Source organism: Microbispora sp. NPDC049125 (assembly GCF_040802045.1).
GTDB lineage: Bacteria > Actinomycetota > Actinomycetes > Streptosporangiales > Streptosporangiaceae > Microbispora.
Map to the genome: position 1 here is coordinate 209,565 of NZ_JBEZDW010000008.1, position 18,350 is coordinate 227,914.

General features: G+C 71.9%; 17 protein-coding genes. 12 read left to right on the plus strand and 5 right to left on the minus strand.

Going from position 1 to position 18,350, the window contains the following annotated elements; translation table 11 throughout:
• Positions 1–8: 8 nt before the first annotated feature.
• The 4 genes from AB0B72_RS12790 to AB0B72_RS12805 all read right to left on the minus strand — a co-directional run bounded on the left by AB0B72_RS12790 (position 9) and on the right by AB0B72_RS12805 (position 4,102).
• Positions 9–284 carry a hypothetical protein gene (locus AB0B72_RS12790; RefSeq protein ID WP_367738780.1) on the minus strand — a complete coding sequence of 92 codons (276 nt, stop codon included), beginning with the start codon at positions 282–284 and terminating at the stop codon, positions 9–11.
• A gap of 20 nt (positions 285–304) precedes the next feature.
• Entirely contained in the window at positions 305–2,359 is a 2,055-nt protein-coding gene (locus AB0B72_RS12795) for an Hsp70 family protein (RefSeq protein ID WP_367738781.1), read from the minus strand.
• A gap of 106 nt (positions 2,360–2,465) precedes the next feature.
• A complete protein-coding gene (locus AB0B72_RS12800; protein ID WP_367738783.1) occupies positions 2,466–3,164 on the minus strand; it encodes a Crp/Fnr family transcriptional regulator in 699 nt (232 codons plus the stop codon).
• A complete protein-coding gene (locus tag AB0B72_RS12805; protein WP_367738784.1) occupies positions 3,161–4,102 on the minus strand; it encodes a hypothetical protein in 942 nt (313 codons plus the stop codon). Before AB0B72_RS12805 ends, AB0B72_RS12800 begins: the two co-directional genes overlap by 4 nt.
• Before the next feature lie 241 nt (positions 4,103–4,343).
• Here AB0B72_RS12805 and efeU point away from each other — a divergent pair, with 241 nt between their 5' ends.
• The 3 genes from efeU (at position 4,344) to efeB (ending at position 7,676) form a co-directional block, all read left to right on the plus strand.
• Positions 4,344–5,189 carry an iron uptake transporter permease EfeU gene (gene efeU, locus AB0B72_RS12810; protein WP_367738785.1) on the plus strand — a complete coding sequence of 282 codons (846 nt, stop codon included), beginning with the start codon at positions 4,344–4,346 and terminating at the stop codon, positions 5,187–5,189.
• 14 nt (positions 5,190–5,203) lie between these two features.
• Entirely contained in the window at positions 5,204–6,352 is a 1,149-nt protein-coding gene (gene efeO, locus AB0B72_RS12815; protein ID WP_367738786.1) for an iron uptake system protein EfeO, read from the plus strand.
• 76 nt (positions 6,353–6,428) lie between these two features.
• Positions 6,429–7,676: an iron uptake transporter deferrochelatase/peroxidase subunit gene (gene efeB / locus AB0B72_RS12820; RefSeq protein ID WP_367738787.1), complete on the plus strand. Its 1,248-nt coding sequence runs from the start codon at positions 6,429–6,431 to the stop codon at positions 7,674–7,676.
• On the opposite strand, the gene AB0B72_RS12825 is transcribed toward efeB, so the two are convergent.
• Positions 7,669–8,349 (minus strand): TetR/AcrR family transcriptional regulator C-terminal domain-containing protein, encoded by a 681-nt coding sequence (locus tag AB0B72_RS12825; RefSeq protein ID WP_367738788.1) that lies wholly within the window; start codon positions 8,347–8,349, stop codon positions 7,669–7,671. The genes efeB and AB0B72_RS12825 overlap by 8 nt on opposite strands.
• A 69-nt stretch (positions 8,350–8,418) precedes the next feature.
• Here AB0B72_RS12825 and AB0B72_RS12830 point away from each other — a divergent pair, with 69 nt between their 5' ends.
• The 9 genes from AB0B72_RS12830 to AB0B72_RS12870 all read left to right on the plus strand — a co-directional run bounded on the left by AB0B72_RS12830 (position 8,419) and on the right by AB0B72_RS12870 (position 18,306).
• Complete coding sequence (locus tag AB0B72_RS12830; protein ID WP_367738789.1) at positions 8,419–9,528, plus strand: serine hydrolase domain-containing protein; 1,110 nt, start codon at positions 8,419–8,421, stop codon at positions 9,526–9,528.
• A 207-nt stretch (positions 9,529–9,735) separates the two neighbouring features.
• A complete protein-coding gene (locus AB0B72_RS12835; RefSeq protein WP_367738790.1) occupies positions 9,736–10,863 on the plus strand; it encodes a hypothetical protein in 1,128 nt (375 codons plus the stop codon).
• A 61-nt stretch (positions 10,864–10,924) separates the two neighbouring features.
• The gene (locus AB0B72_RS12840; RefSeq protein WP_367738791.1) at positions 10,925–12,091 is read left to right on the plus strand and encodes a toxic anion resistance protein; all 1,167 of its coding nucleotides are present in this window, start codon (positions 10,925–10,927) and stop codon (positions 12,089–12,091) included.
• The gene (locus AB0B72_RS12845; RefSeq protein ID WP_367738792.1) at positions 12,088–13,680 is read left to right on the plus strand and encodes an extracellular solute-binding protein; all 1,593 of its coding nucleotides are present in this window, start codon (positions 12,088–12,090) and stop codon (positions 13,678–13,680) included. Before AB0B72_RS12840 ends, AB0B72_RS12845 begins: the two co-directional genes overlap by 4 nt.
• Entirely contained in the window at positions 13,667–14,287 is a 621-nt protein-coding gene (locus AB0B72_RS12850) for a hypothetical protein (RefSeq protein ID WP_367738793.1), read from the plus strand. Before AB0B72_RS12845 ends, AB0B72_RS12850 begins: the two co-directional genes overlap by 14 nt.
• Before the next feature lie 128 nt (positions 14,288–14,415).
• On the plus strand, positions 14,416–15,105 hold the full coding sequence (locus AB0B72_RS12855) for a DUF6461 domain-containing protein (RefSeq protein WP_367738794.1): 690 nt from the start codon (positions 14,416–14,418) through the stop codon (positions 15,103–15,105).
• Between the two features lie 267 nt (positions 15,106–15,372).
• On the plus strand, positions 15,373–16,710 hold the full coding sequence (locus AB0B72_RS12860; RefSeq protein ID WP_367738796.1) for a TULIP family P47-like protein: 1,338 nt from the start codon (positions 15,373–15,375) through the stop codon (positions 16,708–16,710).
• A 40-nt stretch (positions 16,711–16,750) separates the two neighbouring features.
• Positions 16,751–16,888: a hypothetical protein gene (locus tag AB0B72_RS12865; RefSeq protein WP_367738797.1), complete on the plus strand. Its 138-nt coding sequence runs from the start codon at positions 16,751–16,753 to the stop codon at positions 16,886–16,888.
• Complete coding sequence (locus AB0B72_RS12870) at positions 16,885–18,306, plus strand: TULIP family P47-like protein (protein WP_367738798.1); 1,422 nt, start codon at positions 16,885–16,887, stop codon at positions 18,304–18,306. Before AB0B72_RS12865 ends, AB0B72_RS12870 begins: the two co-directional genes overlap by 4 nt.
• The last annotated feature ends 44 nt before the right edge of the window (positions 18,307–18,350 follow it).

Genomic DNA, 18,350 nt, shown 5'->3' on the forward strand with positions numbered 1-18,350 from the left:
CCGGCCCTTCACTTGGGCTCGACCTCTTCGTTGGTGACCGTGTCGTAGTACTCGTCGTAGGAGGTCGAGTACGCGACCGGGTTGCCGTCCTCGCTCAGCCCTTCCTGGGGGAGCACCTGCCCGAACCTGATCTCCTCCCGCCCGCCCCATTCGCCCGGTCCGGGTGCGTCTTCGGCGGAGTCGTGGTCATCGGCGCCTTCCCAGGAGTCGTCCCCGGAGCCGTCCCAAGGGCCGCCCGCGTCGCCGAAGACCTCGCCCCAGTCGTCCAAGGGGTCGTCGTCCATCTCGTGCCTCCTCCCGCCGCTTACCGGCCGCCCGCCTTCATGAGCCCGTGGCCCAGGCCCGCCACGGCTCCGATGACGATCACGACGACACCCGCGACGCCGAGGACCTCTCGGGCGACGAACCCGAGCACGACCCCGGCGGCCAGCCCGAGCGCCACGGACCTGAGCACCGTGACCACGCGGCCGGAGAGCCGCACGCGCGCGGACACTCCCCCGCGCGCCCGGATCGCGCCGTAGGCCAGCCCGCCGGCTCCGCCCAGGGGCACCAGCACGGGCAGCAGGCCGTCCACGTCATCGGAGCCTCCGGCCACGAGGAGGAAGAGCCCGATGACGAGGCCGGCGGCCAGGCCGCCGAGCAGGCCGTTCACCACCGTGAGCCAGCGCCCGGACACCGAGACGCCGGGGCCGGGCGGCGTCACGGCCCGTGGAAGGCCCCTCGCCCCCGGCGACCCGGGGCTCAGCGTCGCCCGCGCCCGTGTCACCCGGTCGGCCACGGCGGCCGGCAGGTAGGGGCTGACCACGGATGCGGGCGACAGCACGAGCGTCGCCGCGGTCGCCACACGGCGGCTGTCGTCGTCGCGCATCGCCGCGAGCACGGCCCTGGCGGAGTCCTCGAAAGTGCGGTCCTCGCCCGCGACCAGGCCGGCCAGCCGCGCCACCGCGCCCTCGCGCACGGCGGGGACGGGATGGTTGACCGCCTGGGCCAGGTCCCCGGGGATCGCGGGCGGGACGGTCACCGTCCGGTGCGCGGCGCCGGGACCGTGGCCGGCGGTGGAGACGGTGAGGATCGGCTCGCCGCTCACGACGAGCCCCCCGGGGTTCACATGGCGGTGGACGAGCGTGCCCGGCGTGCCGGCGGCCAGATCCCAGAGGGCGCCGTCGCCGAGCCGCACCTGCCCGACGACGGCCCCCTCCTCGAACGGCGCGCCGGGGTCCACGAGCCAGCGCATCAGCGTCGCGGCTCCGCCGGGGACGTCCCACGAGACGATGACGGTGCCGGGGGCGGGAGAGACGGACTTGAGCACCCGGCCGCCGGCCGTCAGCGCCCACCGCGCCGCCCCCTGCGTCACGGCCAGCTCCGGGTCGGTGACGCGGCGGACGGGCCGGGCGAGCACGTGGCCCAGATAGAGGGGCACGACGGGCATGCGGGTGGTCCCACCGACCAGCACCACCGCGGACACGTCGTCGAACGACAGGCCACACCCCTCCAGCAGCCGCTGACAGCAGTCCACCGTCCTGGCGAGGAGCGGGGTCACCTCGCCGGAGAGCCAGGAGCGCTCGAGCTCCACGTGCTCACCGGCCCACGCGAACACGTCCTCGGCTCTGGCGGCGTCCGACAGCTGGTGCTTGAGCTGGCGGGAGAAGTCGGCCAGCTCGGCCCGGAGGCGAGGGGTCTCGTCGGAGCGGGAGCCGAGACGGCCGCGCACCTCGCCGTACACGAGGGCGTCGACGTCCCGGCCCCCGAGGTCGTCGAGCGCGGCGTGGCCCAGCACCTCGTGGCCGCCCTCCACCGTCCTGGTGACGGCCACGTCGAAGGTGCCGCCGCCGAAGTCGTAGATCAGCCCGATGTCGCCGGGGGCGAACGGCGCGCCCGTGATGGGCGCGAGGGCGGCGGCGACCGGTTCGGGGAGCAGCTCGGCGACGTCGAACCCGGCCGCCGAGCCCGCGTCCAGCATCGCCCCGCGCCGAGGGTCCTGCGCGCCGTAGCTCGCGGGCACGGTGAGGACCGCCCGCCGCACCGGGCCGCCGTGGAGCCGCTCGGCCTCGGCCCGCAGCGCGGACAGGACGGCGGCCACGAGCGCCTCGGGTGTGTACGACCGGTCGCCCAGCACGATGGGCGCGGGGTGGCCGAGGTCACGCTTGAACTCCGCCCGGTACAGCTCGGGGCGGACCCGCTTGCGCCGCTCCGCCAGCGCCCCGATGTGGAGCGTGCCATCGTCGGCGTAGACGGACGACGGCCACGACCACGAGCCGGACGCCGGCTCCTTCAGCGGGAGGATCGCGCCGCCGGCGACGAGGGCCGCGGAGGAGGACGACGTCCCGAAGTCCACGGCCAGGATGGGCTCGGCCGTCATGCCTGTCCCTTCGTCCTGCAGAGGTTCACGGATTCTCTTGATCGCCGGCTCGTCGGCCGTCACCCGGCCAGCATGCGGTCACCGGACCCGCCCGGATTCCCCGGGCTCAGGGATTGTCATCGTCGTCCCCCAGCGACGCGAGCGCCGGCAGGTCGCGCACCACTACGCGCCGGTATCCGGTCCCGATCACTCCCTGCCGGCGCCACCGCGACAAGATGGCCTCGGCGGTGGATTCGGCGACCCCGGCCAGGGCCCCGAGCTCGACCTGCGTGAGCGTCAGCTCGATCCGCAGCCCCTCCGGATGCTCCTGCCCGTAGTCGGCCGCGAGCTCGTGCAGGACGCGGGCGAGCTTCGCGCTCGCGCCGCGGGTGCGCTCGTCGATCCGCCGGCTCGTCGCCGACCGCATCTTCCTGACGACGCCGCGGGTGATCTCCAGGCCCGCCTCCGGGTGGGCCTGGAGGAACTCCAGGAACCGCTCCCGCCCGATCCGGACCGCCACGATCGAGCCGCAGGCGGTCACGGTCGCCGAGCGGGGGCGGCGGTCGAGGAGGGCGAACTCGCCGACCAGCTCGCCCCGCGGCCTGATCGCCAGCACCGTCTCCGCCGCGCCGTCCCTGTACGCGGTGACCTTGACGAAGCCGTCGAGGAGGAGGAACACCTCCTCACCCTTGTCGCCCTCCAGCATCAGGATCTCCCTGTTCGGCAGGGCCCGGGCCGTCCCGAGCGAGGCGAGAGCGAGCTGGTCGTCGCGCGTCAGCGCGTACATCAGGCTGGACGGCGGCCAGGCGTCCGGGATCCCGATCACAGCCAGTCCCCCTCGCCGGGGAACGCCGGGTGATCGCCTTCGGGCTCCCAGGGATCCGGATGGTCCCGATCGGTCAGCCCCTCCTCCAGCGGGCCTGGCCACGTCCCGTCGTCGTGCGCGGGGTCCGGCGCGAGCGCCTGCGGCTCCGCCCAGGGGGCCGCATCGGGAAGGTCTCCCGGGATGTGGTCGTCATGGTGCTGGTCGTCGCCGGCCACGAAGCCGTCGGCGGCCGCGGCCGCGAAGAGGGTCCCGCCCGCGGTCATGCCGAGCGCCGCCCAGGGCGCGGCCCGTACGAGGGGGGAGCTCAGGCGCTCCACTCCGTCGAACGCAGGGACCAGGCCCTTGTCGGCCGGAGCGCGCGGGACGAAGAGGTAGGCGGGCGCCGAGAAGCCCTTGTCGGGGACGTCCACCTCGACCCTGCGGAAACCGTGCGGATCGAGCCCGCCGTACCCGTGGGCGATCACGCCCTGGTAGATGTCCGCACTGACCAGGGCCGCCAGGTCGGCCGCGGGGCTGCCGGCGAGCGCGCGGCGCAGCAGGTGTGAGTCGAGCATCCGGCACGCGTGGATGACGGCGTCCCCCACGTATCCGGTGGCGGCCTTGTGCACCGGGCTCTGCGCCAGCGCGGCGCGCAGGCGTATGCGGCCCACGTCCTGCGGGCGGCGGTTGACCCGGTGCATCGCCGCCTGCGTCCCGAGGAGCAGCCGCGGCACGGCGAACGCCTCGTCGATCGCCGGGGGCAGCAGGATCAACTGGCCGTCGCCACGGTCCTGCTGGTCGCAGCGGCGGGGATCGACGCCCGCCGCCCTGCAGGCGTGCCACATGGACCACAGAAGCCGGTTCTGGATCTCGACCGCCTGCGGGTTCCCGCGCGTGCTGTAGCCCTCGACGTCCACCACCAGGCAGAGCCGGCGCACGGCAGGGGGCAGGCTCGCCACGCGGCCCTCACCTCCCGCCCTCAGGGGGCCGGCGCTCGCCGGCCGATTCCTGATAAACACTCGCAGGATCGGTCCAAAGCGTTACCGCCCCAGGTGAGACGGCTGCCATGAAGCGGGTGAGACCCCACCCGGCACGGGAAGTGACAAAGGCCTACCCCCGCTACATGTGTTCACCCACTTGTGGGTAAGGTAACCCTGTCCTAATTTAGGCAAGGCTTACCCGTCTTCCCCCGGAGGCCACGTGTTCGCGAGCTATCTCATCGGCCTGCGTGAGGGCCTGGAGGCGACTCTCGTCGTCTCCATCCTGGTGGCCTTCCTCGTCAAGAGCGACCGCCGCGACCGGCTGCCGCTCGTGTGGACGGGAGTCACCGCCGCCGTCGCGCTGTCCGTCGGGTTCGGCGCGCTCCTCACCTTCACCGCCGCCCAGCTCGGGTCGCAGCAGCACGAGCTGTTCGACGCGATCGCCTCCCTGGCCGCGACCGTGTTCGTCACCTTCATGATCTTCTGGATGCGGAAGGCGGCCCGCCGGATGTCGGGCGAGCTGCGCGACAAGCTCAGCGGCGCTCTGCAGCTCGGCGCCGGCGCCGTGGCCGGCGTGGCGTTCCTCGCCGTGGTGCGCGAGGGGCTGGAGACCGCCCTTCTGTGGTTCGCCGCCGCGCAGGGGGCCACCACCACGGCGAGCCCGCTGACCGGCATCTCCCTGGGACTGCTGACCTCGGTCGCGCTGGGCTGGGGCCTGTACCGGAGCGCGCTGAAGATCAACCTCACCACGTTCTTCACCTGGACGGGGCTCCTGCTGATCCTGGTCGCCGCCGGGATCTTCAAGTACGGCGTGCACGACCTCCAGGAGTCGGGCGTCCTTCCGGGGCTGAACGCCCACGCCTTCGACATCAGCGGCGTCCTCGATCCCGGCGCCTGGTACTCGGCGCTGGTGAACGGGATGTTCAACATCACCGCGACGCCCAGCGTGCTGGAGACCGTGGCGTGGATCGCCTACCTCGCGCCGGTCCTCATCCTGTTCCTCCGGCCGTCCGGCAAGGCCCCCGCCCGGCCCGCCGCCCCCACGTCCGCCCAGCCCGCCTCATGACCGGAGTGCCATCGATGCGCCGTACCCCCATCGTCGTCTCCGCCCTCGCCCTCGCCGGGATCACCGGGCTCGCCGCCTGCTCGCCGGACGACACGGCGGGCTCCGGAGGAACGGCCGCGGCCGCGGGCCGGCCAGGGAAGATCACCGTCGCCGCTTCCGACACCGCGTGCACGGTGGCCAAGAGCGAGCTGGCCGCCGGCACCTCGACGTTCACGATCACCAACAGCGGAAGCAAGGTGACCGAGTTCTACGTGTACGCCGCCGGTGACCGCGTCATGGGCGAGGTCGAGAACATCGTCCCCGGCCTGACCCGCGACGTCGTCATGGAGCTGCCGCCCGGCATGTACGAGACGGCCTGCAAGCCCGGCATGACCGGCAAGGGCATCCGCAACCCGCTCAAGGTCGCCGGCGAGCACCAGCCCCTGAGCGGGAACGCCCAGCTCGCCGAGGCCGTGGCCAGCTACAAGCGGTACATCAAGAGCCAGTCGGACACACTGCTCACCAAGACCGAGGAGTTCGCGGACGCGGTGAAGGCGGGCGATGTCGCCAAGGCCAAGGAGCTCTACCCGGTCGCCCGCACCTACTGGGAGCGCATCGAGCCGGTCGCGGAGATCTTCGGCGACCTCGACCCGGCGATCGACGCCCGTGAGAACGACGTCGCCGACGGCCAGGAGTGGACCGGCTACCACAAGATCGAAAAGGACCTGTGGGTCGCCAAGGACGTGAGCGGCGACAAGAAGATCGCCGACAAGCTCGTGACGGACGTCACCACGATCGTGAACAAGGCCAACTCGGCGACGCTGTCCCCCGTGCAGCTGGCCAACGGCGCGAAGGGCCTGCTCGACGAGGTCGCCACCGGGAAGATCACCGGTGAGGAGGACCGATACTCGCACACCGACCTGTGGGACTTCGACGCCAACCTGCAGGGCTCCAAGGCGGCCGTCCAGTCGCTGCGCCCTGTCCTCCAGGAGCGCGAGCCGGCGCTGGTGAAGACGCTGGACGAGAAGTTCGCCGCCGCGGAGGCGGAGCTGGGCAAGCACCGTAGCGGCGACGGGTGGAAGCTGCACACGGAGCTGTCCAAGGGCGACCTGCGGGCCCTGTCCGACGCGGTGAACGCCCTCGCCGAGCCCATCAGCAAGCTCGCCGCGGTGGTGGCGCGGTGACCTGGGGCGCCGCGGGGCCCGCCGGGCAGGCCGCGCCGTACGACACCATGCGATCCTCGCGGGCAGGGGAGGTCACGTGAGCGGCATCAGCAGGCGCAAGCTCTTCGGGCTGAGCGCCGCCGGAGTGGCGGCGGTCGGCGCGGGCGCGGTGACCACGCGCGCGCTGGTCGAGGAGTCCCCCGCGCACGCCGCCTCCGCCTCGGATCCGGAGCCCTTCTACGGCAGGAACCAGGCGGGCATCACGACCCCCGCGCAGGACCGGCTCCACTTCGTCGCCTTCGACGTCATCACGACGAAACGGGCCGAGCTGGTCGAGCTGCTGCAGGACTGGACGGCCGCGGCGGCGCGTATGACGCAGGGCAAGGACGCCGGCACGTTCGGCGCGGTGGGCGGTGCCCCCGACGCTCCCCCGGACGACACCGGGGAGGCCCAGGGGCTGCCCGCGTCGGGCCTGACGCTGACGATCGGGTTCGGCCCGTCGCTGTTCGACGACCGTTTCGGGCTGGCCTCACGCAAGCCGGCCGCGCTCGCCGCCCTGCCCGCGTTCCCGGGCGAGGCGCTGGAGCCGGACATCTCCGGCGGCGACATCTGCGTCCAGGCCTGCGCGCACGACCCGCAGGTGGCGGTGCACGCCATCCGCAACCTGGCCAGGATCGGCTTCGGCAAGGTGTCGGTGCGCTACTCCCAGCTCGGTTTCGGCCGTACGTCGTCCACCTCCCGGGCCCAGGCGACCCCGCGCAACCTGATGGGCTTCAAGGACGGCACCAACAACCTGAAGCTCGAGGACACCGCGATGCTCCGCGACCACCTGTGGGTCGCCTCCGGCGACGGGCCGGCCTGGATGGACGGCGGCAGCTACCTCGTCACCCGCAAGATCCGCATGCACGTAGAGACCTGGGACCGGGCGCCGCTGTCGGAGCAGGAGTCGATCTTCGGGCGGGACAAGGGCCGCGGCGCGCCGCTGACCGGCCACGCGGAGTTCGACCAGCCGGACTTCGCGCGGAAGGGCGCAGACGGCACGCCCGTCATCGCCGAGAACGCCCACGTACGGCTCGCGCACCCGTCCTCCCACGGGGGCGCGCGGCTGCTGCGGCGCGGCTACAACTTCGTCGACGGCTCCGACGGCCTGGGACGGCTCGACGCGGGCCTGTTCTTCATGGCCTACCAGCGGGACCCGCGCAAGCAGTTCGTCCCCATCCAGATGGAGCTGGCCAAGAACGACGCGCTCAACGAGTACATCAAGCACGTCTCCAGCGGCCTTTTCGCCTGCCCTCCCGGCGTCGTGGACGGCGGCGACTACTGGGGGCGCACACTGTTCACCTGAGATCGCCGGCCGCCTCCGTTCCCCATCCGCCGGACGTCCCGCCGGGTGTCCCGCCGTGTGCCGCCGCGCCGCGCAGCCCGGCGACGAACACCTGCAGACCGTATTCGAACTCGCGGTCGTGATCACGCTTTCCGGCCCGCAGGGAGGCGGCCCGGGCCAGGCGCGGGAACCGGCGCGGATCGACGTGCACGCCTTCGCCCGGGGGCTCCGTCAGCCGCTCCGCCTCCTGCTGGGCGATGACCGAGCCCAAGATCTGGTGGCCGAGAGCGGAGATCGCGGCCATGGCCTCCTCGACCGGGAAGCCCGCCTCCTCCATCATCTGCAGCAGAAGCTCCAGCCCCGGCCACTGGCCGACCGGCTCGTGCATGTGCTCCTTGAGACGCCCGCCGTCGCGGTGGGACAGCAGCGCCCGGCGGATCGCGCGCGAGCGCGCGACGAGCCAGCCGGCCCAGTCGTCGCCCGGCGCCGGACGGTCCAGCGCGCCCATCTCCGCGTCGAACATCGAGTCCGCCATGGCCCGCAGCAGGTCCTCCTTGCCGGAGAAGTGCCGGTAGAGCGCCGGAGCCCGGACGCCCAGCTCCTCGGCGAGCCGGCGCAGCGACAGCCCGTCGAGACCCACCTGGTCGAGCAGGGCCAGAGCCTCCCGCACCACGACCGCACGGTCCAGTTTCATACGTCCATGGTAGCGCCGGTCGTTAACGGTGTTAACATTTTCGATAACGCTGTTAACCGAGGGAGCGACATGACGGACCCGCAGGCGGCCGCGCGGAAGCTCATCGACGGGATCGTCTCCGCTGGGCGGGAGACGGGCATGCAGGTGGCCGCCTATCTGCACGGCGAGCCGGTGGTGAGCGCCTGCGCCGGGCTCGCCGACCCGGCGTCCGGACGGCCGGTGGAGGAACGCACCCTGTTCAACAGCTGGTCCGCCGGCAAGGGCCCGGTCTCGACGGTGGTGCACGTGCTCGCGGAGCGCGGTCTTCTCTCGTACGACACCCGGGTGGCCGACCTCTGGCCGGACTTCGGCGTGCACGGAAAGGGTGGCGTCACCATCGCCCATGTGCTCGCGCACACGGCCGGTGTGCCGCAGGCTCCCGAGGGTCTCACCGTCGCCGGGCTCGCGGACTGGGACGGCGTGTGCGCGCGGATCGCCGCGCTGACGCCGCTGTGGGAGGCGGGCACGGCCACCGGCTATCACGCGCTGACCTTCGGATACGTCCTCGGAGAGGTCGTACGCCGGGCAACGGGGCGCCCGATCGCCCAGGTGCTGCGCGAGGACGTGGCCGGCCCGCTGGGCGTCGCCGAGGAGCTGTTCTTCGGCGTGCCGGCCTCCCAGCTGGGCCGGGTGGCGCGGCTGGACGACGGGAACTGGGACGCCGCGGTGGCCCGGCGGCCCCCGGACTCGCCGTTCTTCACGGCGGCTCCGCCCGCCCTCCAGGCCGGCCCCGAGCTGGGCAACCGGCCGGACTACCTGACGACCGACGTTCCCAGCGCCGGCACGATGACGGCGCGCGCTCTCGCCCGCATGTTCGCCGCGCTCATCGGCGAGGTGGACGGCGTGCGCCTGATCTCCCCCGAGCGGGCCGGCCTGGTCTCCACCGTGGTCACGGCCGCCCCCGACCTCGTCCTCGGCGCGCCCGTGCCCAAGGGCCTCGGCTACTTCATGGGCCTTCCCGAGATGGGCGGGCACGCCCGCGCCTTCGGCTGCAAGGGCAGCGGCGGAGCCGTCGCCTTCGCCGACCCAGAACACGGTTTCGCGTTCGCGCTAACCCACAACCGGATGACCGCGCCTCCCCTCGACGTCGCCGCCGAGGTCGCCGATCTGGTCCGCCAGGCGCTCGGCATCCGCGCCTGACGCGGACCTGGACCCCATCTTCCCGGACCGAAAAGGCCATAAAGGGAAATGCGTCCGATATCGTCGGCACGAAAATGAAGCGCACATGAACGACCACTGAATTCCAGCGACGTTTCCTTCGCGCTCGCTCCCCGTTATGCCGAAATCTCCCATAATTCGGGGTGCGGGGCCCATCCGGGCTACGGGAGCTCCCGAAGGAAACGTGGAATGAAGCGATGGGTCGGCGTCGGGCTGGCGCTGGTCCTCGGCGTGGCCGTGGCGATCGCCCTGGTGGCGGGCCGGGACGGCGGGGACGGCAAGGGGCCTGGGGCGGGGACGCCCGGCGCGCTGACGACGGTGCACGGGGTGATCGGCTCGGAGAAGAAGCCGTTCTTCGACGACCCGCAGGTCCAGGCGGCCTTCGCCCGGCACGGGCTGCGGGTCGAGGTGGACACGGCGGGGTCCCGGCAGATCGCCACCTCCGTGGATCTCGCGAAGTACGACTTCGCCTTCCCGTCCAGCGTCCCGGCGGCCGACAAGATCATGCAGACGCGCAAGGGCGGACGTACCTCCTCCCCGTTCTACTCCCCCATGGCCGTCGCGACGTTCGAGCCGATCGCCGGGGTGCTTGCGAAGGCCGGCGTGGTACGTGACTCCGGAGCGGGATACCAGGTCCTCGACGTCGCGAAGTTCCTTGACCTGGTGGCCAAGGGCACCCGCTGGGACGCGCTGCCGGGGAACACGGCCTATCGTGCGCGCAAGCGGGTGCTGCTGACGACCACCGACGTGCGCACCTCCAACTCGGCCGCCATGTACCTGGCCGCGACGAGTTACGTCGCCAACGGCGACGACGTGGTCAGCTCCTCATCCCAGGCCGCCAAGGTTGCCCGCATCGTCGCCCCGCTCTTCCTCGACCAGGGCTACTCGGAGTCGTCCAGTGAGGCGCCGTTCGAGGACTACCTCGCGATCGGCGCCGGCAAGACGCCGATGGTCGTGATCTACGAGGCTCAGTACGCCGCCCGGCTGTTCGCGGCCGACGGCTCGATCCGTCCGGACATGCGGCTGATCTACCCCTCGCCCACCGTGCTCAGCAAGCACACCCTCGTGGCCTTCACCAGTCCGGCCACCGAGGTCGGCCGCCTGCTCCAGGAGGACCCGCAGTTCGCCCGCCTGGAGGCCAGGTACGGCTTCCGCACCACCGACCCGAAGGTGTTCGCCGGGCTGGTGGCCTCCTCCAAGGCTCCGATCCCCGGCACCATCGCCGACGTCGTCGAGCCGCCCACCTACGACAACCTCGAACGGCTCATCGCCACGATCGAGCAGCGCTACCTGGCCGGCGCCAAGCCGTCCTCCTGAGCACGGCCCCCGGCATCCTCCGCCCGCACACCGGGCGGCCCCCCGTGAGGAGAACAGACAAGTGTCCGACGATCTGGTGCTGACTCCGCCCGCCCCCGTCGCGGCGGTGCCGGCCGAAAGGGCCGCGACCATGCTGCCGCTCCCCGACGAGCGCGGCGCCGAGCTGACCCGCCGGGCGGCCGGCTTCGCCGAGGAGCTGACCACCCTCGACCATCGGTCGCCGGAGTTCACCAGGAAGGTGCACGACATCTCCTCGATGGGCGACTCGGAGATCAGGGCGTCCTCACAGGTCTCCAACCGCATGCTGAAGCGCCCGGTCGCCGCCCTCGCCTCCGCGAAGGGCGAGGGCGCCGACGGCCAGGCCCAGGTGGCGAGCCAGCTCGTGGCGCTGCGCCGCACCATCGTGGACCTCGACCCGAAGCAGGCGTCGAGCGGGACGAAGCGGCTGCTCGGCCTGATCCCGTTCGGCGACCGGCTGCGCGACTACTTCGCCAAGTACCAGAGCGCGCAGAAGCACATCGACGACATCATCAGGGCGCTCAAGTCCGGGCAGGACGAGCTGCTCAAGGACAACGCCGCCATCGAGGGCGAGAAGGCGAACCTCTGGGAGTCGATGACGAAGCTCCAGGAGTACGCCGTGCTGGCCACCGCGCTCGACGCGGCGCTGGAGGAGCGGATCAACCAGATCGAGCTGACCGACGGCGAGAAGGCCACCGCGCTGCGCTCCGACGCCCTGTTCGGCGTCCGGCAGAAGCACCAGGACCTGCTGACCCAGCTCGCGGTGTCGGCCCAGGGCTACCTGGCGCTCGACCTGATCCGCAAGAACAACCTGGAGCTGATCAAGGGGGTGGACCGCGCCACCACCACGACGATCGCGGCGCTGCGCACGGCCGTGATCGTCGCGCAGGCGCTCGCCAACCAGAAGCTGGTGCTCGACCAGATCTCCGCGCTCAACCAGACCACGTCGGACCTGATCCTCGCGACCAGCGAGATGCTGCGCACCCAGGCCGGTCAGATCCAGACGCAGGCGGCCTCCACCTCGGTGAACATGGACGCCCTGCGCAAGGCGTTCGACAACATCTACTCCACGATGGACATGATCGACACCTTCAAGGCCAAGGCCGTCGAAAGCATGGCGGTCACGGTGGACAGCCTGACCGTGGAGCTGGACCACGCCCGGACCTACCTGGAGCGGGCGCGCCGCGACGACGAGGCCGTGACCTCGTGAGCGGCTCCGTCAGGCGCGCGCTCGCCGTCCTCGCCCTGCTGCTGCCGCTGGCCGCCTGCGGGAGCGGGGACGGGTCGGGCGGGAACCAAGGCGAGGACGGCGGCGGGGACGGGCCCGACGTGCTGCGCGTCCTCGCGGGCAGCGAGATCAAGGACCTGGAGCCGCTGCTGAAGGAGGCGGCCGGGGCTGCCGGAGTCAAGGTCAGCCTCACCTACACGGGCACGCTCGACGGGGCCGAGCAGGTGGCCTCCGGCGGAGCCGACGGCCGCTACGACGCGACCTGGTTCTCCTCCAACCGCTACCTGTCGCTGATCGACGGGGCGCCCGCGAAGCTGTCCACCCAGACCAAGGTGATGCTGTCGCCCGTCGTGCTGGGCCTCAAGCGGGCCAAGGCGCACGAGCTGGGCTGGGACACCCGCCAGGTGACGTGGGCGGACATCGCGGCCGCCGCCGGGGAGCGCAGGTTCACCTTCGGCATGACCAACCCGGCGTCGTCGAACTCCGGCTTCTCGGCGCTGGTCGGGGTGACCGCCGCGCTGTCCGACGCCGGCGAGGCGCTCGACACCGCCCAGATCAAAACGGTCACGCCCCAGCTCACGCGGTTCTTCTCCGCGCAGACGCTGACGGCGGGCTCGTCAGGCTGGCTCGCCGACGCCTACGTCAGGCGGCCGTCGGTGGACGGGCTGATCAACTACGAGTCCGTGCTGCTCGGCCTGGAGGGCAAGCTCGCCGAACCGATCACGATCGTCTATCCCAGTGACGGCGTGGTCACCGCCGACTACCCGCTCACACTGCTCGCCTCCTCACCCAAGAAGGAGCTGTACGGCAAGCTGGCCGCCTGGCTGCGCACGCCGGAGGTGCAGCGGAAGATCATGACGACGACCGCCAGGCGGCCGATCGTGCCGGAGGTCAGGCCCGACGGCAGGTTCGGCACGGCGCAGCTCCTGGAGCTGCCGTTCCCCAACCGGCGCAGCGCGGCCGACGAGCTGATCAGCGCGTATCTCAACCAGCTCCGCCACCCGTCGCGCACGCTCTTCGTGCTCGACACCTCCGGCTCGATGCGGGGCGACCGGATCAGGGCGCTCAAGCAGGCGCTCACCGCGCTCACCGGCGCCGACACCTCGGCCTCCGGGCAGTTCTCCCGGTTCCGCAACCGGGAGACCGTCACGCTGCTGCCGTTCAGCTCCGCGCCGGGCGCCCCCCAGACGTTCACGGTGCCGGACAAGGACGCCACCCCCGTGCTCGGCGAGATCCGCGCGTACGCCGAGCAGCTGAACGCGAACGGCGGCACGGCCATCTACGACAGCCTCCGCGAGGCGTACGAGACGGTCGCCGGGGAGCGGACCGAGGCCGGCTTCACGTCGGTCGTCCTGATGACCGACGGGGACAACACCGACGGCTCGTCCTACGACGACTTCGCCGCCTACTACCGCAACGCCCCGCGCAGGGTGCCGGCGTTCGTGGTGCTGTTCGGCGACAGCGACGTCGGCGAGATGAAGCAGGTCGCGACGCTGACCGGCGGCGCCGTCTTCGACGCCCGCTCCGGATCGCTCGCCTCGGCGTTCAAGGAGATCCGTGGCTACCAGTGACCGGATCGTCGGCTACCTGGGGTCGACGAGGAACATCGTCGGCTCGGTCCTCGCGCTCGCGGGCCTGGCGCTGCACTTCCTCGGCCTCGCCGGGTCGCTGTGGCCGCTGGTCGTGGCGGGGCTCTACGGGGTCGGCGCCCTGCTGACCCCGCCGGACAGGGTGCGGCTGACCGTCTCCCACGCCGAGGTGGAGACCCGGGCGCTGCGGGCCGACCTCGACGCGCTGACGGCCAAGGTGACCGGCGCCCGGTTCCCCGAGGACGTGGTGGCCAAGGTGGGGCAGATCGCCTCCGTCCTGCGCGACGTGCTCGCCCGGGCGGAGGTGCTGACATCCTCCCCCGACCAGCTCCACGTGGTCTCCCAGGCGATCCGCGACTACCTGCCCACCAGCCTGGAGGCGTACGCCAACCTGCCCAGGTCGTACGCGCTGACCCGCCGCGGGGAGCGGGAGCGCAGCGCGCACGAGGAGCTCATCGCCCAGCTCGGCCTGCTCGAGTCGGGCCTGTCCAAGGTGGCCGACGCGGTCTACCAGGGGGACGAGCAGGCGCTCAGGGACCAGGGCCGCTTCCTCCGCGACCGGTTCGGCGGATCCGCCCTCGATCTGTGACAGTGACATCGGGGCGGACGGGGAGCCCGCGCCGGTCACCGCTCATGGAGCGTTCGAGAATTCGTGCCCCCCGCTCCCACGCCCCTGCCACGGCTGAATGTCGGTACGGCCTGCCACCATGGCCCGCCATGACGAAACCCGATCCGTTGGCTCCGTTCCAGTGGCTCAACGTGTCCGAGAACCGGGGCGGCGGCCCCCTGGGTGTGATCTTCAGCGTGGCGTTCTTCCGCGGGCTCGACCTGGCGGAGGTGGTGCGCCGTTTCAGTCTCGGCGAGCACTCCGGCGAGGAGTCTGACTTCGGCGCGCTCGACGAGAAAGCCTACGACTTCGTCGAGGAGACCGAGGGCGGGGAGGGCGGCGGTCACGTCGGCGTCTTCCAGGCCGGTGAGTGGTGCGTGGCCATCGAGCCCTCCGGCTGGTGGGTCACCGACCACCAGGTGGTGACCAGGCTGTCGCGGGGCTGCGAGGTGCTGGCGGTCACCCGGCATGACTACGCCGCCGAGCACAGCTTCGAGTACGCGGTCGACGGCGCCATCGTCATGGGCTACCGGTTACGGCACCCATACGAGCGCTATGGCTCCGACCCCGACCGGCTCAACGGCTCAATGCGGAAACTGGGCATGGGGCTGGACAAGCCGCAGGACGACGCCGCGTGGGACGCCGCCTGGAACGACAACTACGACACCGCCGTGCCAAGGGGCTTCGCGCTGGCGGCCGAGGTCACCGGGGTGCCGTTCACGCTGGACATGCTCGACCGCCCGATGCTGGTGGGGCCGATCGCGCGCTGCCGGTTCGGCGGATCCGCCCTCGATCGGTGACCAGGGGCGTGCTCGAAGCCATGGCCACGCTCCCGCCCGCCCGCGGAGAGGCCGCCCGTGGAGAGGCCGCCCGCACCGGCCGCGGTGTCCGGCGCCGGGCTGCTGACGGGTGCCCGCGGCCCCGCTGACAAGCGTGTCAATACGACGTCGATCGGACGCCGATCCCCTCGGACGACGCTCCGGGTGAACGCGGGCGCCGGGGCCCGCCCCCGGAGACCGCTCAACGCCTCCACAGGAGAATGGGGGCCGCGCAGTGGATCTTTCCGGGTGGACAGGGTGGCCGCGTTGCCGGTCGACACCCTCAACGCGATGCTGGCCGAACGGCGCGAGGAACTGGTCACCGCCTTCTCCTTCTCCGGGGAGACGCTCGGCACGCCGTACAGCGGCTCGGGGACGCTGGACGCGTGGAGGATCCTGCCCGGCGAGCCGGGCGACCTGCTCCGGCTGGCCCTGCCGATCGCCTCCGGGAGCGTCACGGCGGGAGAGGGCGGGGCGATCGACCTGACCGGCCTCGACGCCGTGGTCATGGTCGCGCTGCGGCTTCTGCCAGGTGAGGAGGGGCTCCCGCCCGGCGGGAATCCGCTTCATCGGGAAGAGGACGAGCTTCCTGCCGGGGAGGAGGCATCCCGCGGGGAGAGGCCGGGCGACCTCGTCTTCGACCTGCGCGAGGCCGGGAGACTCGGCGACGACGCAGTCCCCGGGGTGGTCACCCCGGTGGCGCTGACGGGCCCGGGGCGGGTCCTGGCCGAGCTGAGTGACCTCGGCCGGCGAGCGGTGCTGGACGGCGTCGCCGGCCCCCTGGCCCGCCACGCCGCCGAGCTGTCGTTCGTCCTCGCCACGGTCGACCTGGGGGCGCGGCCGGCCCCCAGACGGTCCGCCTTCAACTACACGCGGACGACGGGGCGGACGGACTCCGGCTACCTCGCGGTCTTCGGCGTCATGGAGGACGTGGACGTGTCCCGGCTGCCGCTGACGCTCGACCCGGCGCTCGCGTCCGGAGGCGAGGCCGTTTTCGCCGTCTCGTCCCGGCTCTTCCTCACCGAGATGGTGCTCCCGGGGCTGCCGGACGCGCTCGGCGGCGAGACCTCGGCGGCGACCGTGGCCTACGATCCGGCGTCGAAGTCCCTCCGCGAGACACGCCCCTTCTCCATCGGCTCGCTCGTCGAGGGCGCCATCCGGTACACGCCCCGGGTGACGTCGCTGTCGATCGGCGTCGTGGGCGGCGACCTCGCCGTACGCGTCGAGGGCGACTGCGACCTCAAAGCCGGCATCTCCATGACGTTCTGGGCCACCGCCCGTTCCCGGATGGTGTTCCACCGGGACCGCGCGGCGATCTCGTTCGTGCCGGACGGCAAGGTCGACAGCGGCTACCAGGCGGACATCCCGGTGTGGTTCATCCTCGGCGGGCCACTCGCCGAGGGCATCACCCAGCTCGTCGTCTCCGTCATCAGTGAGGACCTCGCCGGCCGGCTCGGATCGGGGGCCGGGCCCGCGGGGCTCGGCCGGTGGGCGAGCCGTCCGGTGCGGTGGGGCGCGGCGCGCGCCATGACCGTCGAGCACGCGGCGCTCGACGGCTGCTTCCACATCAGCGGGCGCCCGGCCTGACGGCCTGCCCCGGCGACCATCGACCTCAGGGGACACTCCCATGACACTGCAACTGCCACTCGGCTTCGACAAGGACCAGCTCCTCCACCTGAAGCTGGAGGACGCCGGGCTGACCGACGCCCGCAACAAGCAGGGCTGGCGAAGATGGACGCCGGCCAGGCGAAGAGGTCGGCCGTGACGTTCACCACCAACGGGTGGGACACGGTGTACGCGATCCGCCTGTCCGACGTGAACAAGGCCATCGCCAAGAAGGGGGTCTCCCCCGGCAAGTGGGCCGCGACGATCGAGGCGTCCGACTTCAGCCCGGAGATCACCGGGTCGGGCGCCTTCGGCGGCTGGTCGCTGGCCACCGGGGCCGGCTCCGGCACGAACGTCCGCATGCATCTGCCGTTCACCGCGTCCGTCACCGCGAACGGCACGACGCACGAGGTGACGGACGGCGTGGCGTACGCGCTGGTGCACATGCTCTACCTGCCCGACTCGGGGGAGACCGGCCCGGGCGACAGGCAGTTGCGGCTGCAGGCGACGGGCGGCACCCCGGACAACCCCGTGGTGGAGGTCTCGTCGGTCACCTACACCTCCCCGGCGCGCTCCGACGGGCTGGACAGGGCCCTGATCTCGCTTCTCGACAAGTGGTGCAACGCCAACATCGCGACCTTCGACCACGTCTTCGCCACGGTCAACATCGGCAAGCATGAGGCGGAGGGCGGCGGCGACTTCGCGTGGCTCAACCCCACCTACACCGCGTACGCGTACGCCGACGCCAAGACCCCCGAAGAGGCGCTGCTGGGTGTGCTCTGCATGACGTCGGGCCGATCGATCGCGGGCAACGTGGACGGGCTGAGCGCCGGGGCGCTGCCCGAGGGCGCCAGGGCGGGGCTCAGCATCTCGGCTGAGCGCTTCATGGAGCGGATGGTGAAGCCGGCGACCGTCTCCCACTTCCCCAAGGTGGATCCGGGCATCTTCCGCGTGGTCAACAACGACACCCAGCTCGAGGCGACCGACGTCATCCCGCTGGACGCGATCCGCGTGGCCGCCAGCAACTTCTACCCGCAGATGACGACCTTCCAGGTCACCCTGTCGGAGAGCGAGCTCACCACCTACTCCTACGTGCAGACGAACATCTCACCGGGCATCGACGCCTACGCCGAGGTCACCCACTACGCCACGCTGGCCCTGGGGACGAAGAGCGACGGCACGCAGTCGCTCACGTTCGTCGAGACGCGGCCGGTCCGGCAGAACGGGTGGTCCACCGTCGCCTCCTGGGTGACCGGCGTCGAGATCGCGGCCGACCTGATCCTCGCCGTCGTCAGCGCGGTGACGGCCAATGTGGCGACGGCCGGCAAGCGGCTGGTCGTCCGGGTGCTCATCGCGATCGTCGCGGCCGGGCTCATCGGCGTCATCGCCGGCGTGTTGGAGAAGGTCCCCGAATGGATCGCCGGGGCCGTCCCCGACGAAATGCCGTCGATCGACCCGCTCGTGCAGGGTGCGACCTCCTCGGTGACGTGGCCGAACGCGGGCAAGGAGTTCACGCTGACCCACGTCGTGCTCAACGGGGCCCTGCAACTCGGCGGAACCCCCGGCTTCTCCTCCTGACCGCCCCGCGGCCTGAGGCCGGAACGGAACACGGGTCCCGCCTG